This is a genomic window from Streptococcus sp. DFI.7.26, assembly GCF_022240605.1.
Classification (GTDB): domain Bacteria; phylum Bacillota; class Bacilli; order Lactobacillales; family Streptococcaceae; genus Streptococcus; species Streptococcus xiaochunlingii.
In genome coordinates this window covers 1-2205 of sequence record NZ_JAKOGN010000027.1, presented here as the reverse complement: position 1 = coordinate 2205, position 2205 = coordinate 1, and the positions used below count along the sequence as shown (strand labels likewise).

The 2205-nt window shown below is 33.3% G+C and carries 4 protein-coding genes; 3 read left to right on the top strand and 1 reads right to left on the bottom strand.

From position 1 onward, the window contains the following. The first annotated feature begins 1 nt into the window (after nucleotide 1). Complete coding sequence (locus L0M85_RS09665; protein WP_238656930.1) at nucleotides 2–244, top strand: DUF5966 family protein; 243 nt, start codon at nucleotides 2–4, stop codon at nucleotides 242–244. 13 nt (nucleotides 245–257) lie between these two features. Here L0M85_RS09665 and L0M85_RS09660 read toward each other — a convergent pair whose 3' ends face one another. Further along, entirely contained in the window at nucleotides 258–455 is a 198-nt protein-coding gene (locus L0M85_RS09660) for a hypothetical protein (protein ID WP_002876112.1), read from the bottom strand. A gap of 159 nt (nucleotides 456–614) precedes the next feature. Between L0M85_RS09660 and L0M85_RS09655 the strand changes: the two genes are divergently transcribed. Together L0M85_RS09655 and L0M85_RS09650 are read left to right on the top strand one after the other, a co-directional pair. Next, nucleotides 615–1256 carry a peptidylprolyl isomerase gene (locus L0M85_RS09655; protein ID WP_238656929.1) on the top strand — a complete coding sequence of 214 codons (642 nt, stop codon included), beginning with the start codon at nucleotides 615–617 and terminating at the stop codon, nucleotides 1254–1256. A gap of 9 nt (nucleotides 1257–1265) precedes the next feature. Beyond that, the coding region (locus tag L0M85_RS09650; RefSeq protein WP_238656928.1) for a DUF3991 domain-containing protein at nucleotides 1266–2205 on the top strand (940 nt) is incomplete at its 3' end.

The window sequence follows — 2205 nt, the reverse complement described above, 5'->3', positions numbered from 1 at the left end:
CATTCTTTTATGGAGACTCTTTCTTATTGCCAGTGGACTTTTCCTTATTGGTTTTATCAGTTTTCTTATTTTCGTGGAGGTCTATGGAATTTATCTGTTCTTTACTGAACCGACTTTATACTTCGATGATATCAGACAACATGGTTTAACTAGTTTTACGGCTGTGTACCTTTTCATCAATCTGATGTTGGTTCTAGGATTCAGTTGGCGTTTAATAAACTCCAAAACTAAGGAAAGTATGTAAACTTGTTAGATGGTTAAAAAACTTTATCTGAATCTAAATTCGGATAAGGTTTTTTATTAGCCTTGATTCTTTCATATACTTCATAGCTAAATTGGAGCAGTAATTTATGAAAATCATTATCCTCACTGTTATTACTTGTATTTATGGCTTGTCTATGTCGTTCAATATGAGAAAGAGCTCTTCTCAAATTTTCTTCTTTTAAATTTTTCATAGTTACATTATAAGCTGAAGACAGATAGTTTTGATATTTTTCTCTGAACTGTACGATTTTGCTTCTTAAATGTAGGAATCACCTTTTATTATGGTGTGATAAAACTTACAAGTCCTTTTTGTTATTCTTGACCTAGTTTTTATAGAAAGAAGGTCTAAGATGTTAAATAAAGTCAAAACTAAAGCCTTAATTAGTGTTGGAGCAGTGGCTGCAACTAGCTTTATTCTCATGATGGGATATACTGCTGGTCAACACTCGACTGCTAAACAAAGTCGTAAAGAGATTGAATTGGCTGCAGCTAAACTTGTAGAGAATAAACAAGCAGAAGATAAAGCCAGCATTTTGTCATCGGATACTGTAAAAGAATTTTTTACGCAGTACTATACGAAAGAAAAGCTCGGAGAAAATAATACACGTATTCAACCTTATATGACTGAATCAGCTTATTCTCAAGAATTGTCAAGTCAAAATGATGCCATGAACCAAGTGTATAAGGATTATATTTTAGATTATCATTTTGAAAAAGCTGATATCTTTGTCAATCAGACTACGAATCAAGCCATTGCCATGGTCTCATATAATGTAACCTATGTATCCGATTTAAAGAATGCAAACCAATCAAAGACCAATCAGACAGAAACCAGAACGGTTAAATTGTCCTATTCTAAACTACCTGGTAAGTTATTGGTCAATCAAGTACAGGTTTGGAAATCTGGATTAGATGATTTAGATAAGACCACTCCCAAAACTTTAGAAGAATCATCATCAATACCATCACTGCCAAATACTACGACAAAATGATGATGTTTGATGAATATAGAGGAATGTAAGCAAATTTCAATTCTTGATGTAGCCAATCGTTTAGGTATCTACTTTAAACAAGTTTCGAGCAGTGTCTATGAGCATTCTGAACACGATTCATTTCGGATTTTTTCAACTACCAATACTTTTAAATGGTTTTCAAGAGATATTCAAGGTGATGTCATTGATTTTGTTCGACTTGTTAAGGGAATTTCCTTTAAAGAAGCTCTAGCCTTTCTTTCTGAAGAACCTTTTCAAAAAGAAGCTGTTCAAGAAAAAAGAGAGAGACCATTTTATTATCCTTTAAAGAGAGTAGAAGATTCTAACTGCAGTCTGGCTAGATATTATTTAACAGAATGTAGAGGAATCTCAGAAGAAATCATACAAAAGATGATTCAACAAGGTTTGATAGCCCAAGCTAGTTGGAAAACAAATGAAACAGTTGAACCTGTTATCGTTTTTAAAAGCTATGATCATCGTCACAAGCTGCAGGCAGCAAGCTTACAAGGGATTTATAAGAATCACTCTCTTCCTAGAGAGAGGCTGAAAACGATTCTAAAAGGAAGCCATGGACATATTGGAATATCTTTTGATATTGGTAAACCAAATAGACTGGTTTTTTGTGAATCGTTCGTCGACTTGATAAGCTATTACGAACTTCATCAACAAAGTCTAACTGATGTTCGTTTGGTATCTATGGAAGGATTAAAAAGGTCTGTTGTTGCTTATCAAACTTTACGACTAATAGCTGAAGAAAATCAGAAGTTGGAATTTTTAGATACAGTAATACCTTCAAAGTTATTGCATTTGATCAATACAATTCGTGATACCACCACCTATTTCGATAATCATCCTGATTTATTGACACTTGCGGTAGATTGTGATGATGCAGGAAAAGATTTTTCTGATAAGTTATCTCAATCAGGATTTCCTGTTTTACTGGATTTAC

Bases quoted from the DNA above. Each gene is read 5' to 3' on its own strand.
- L0M85_RS09655 (WP_238656929.1), top strand. From the start codon at position 615: ATGTTAAATAAAGTCAAAACTAAAGCCTTAATTAGTGTTGGAGCAGTG.
- L0M85_RS09660 (WP_002876112.1), bottom strand. From the start codon at position 455: ATGAAAAATTTAAAAGAAGAAAATTTGAGAAGAGCTCTTTCTCATATT.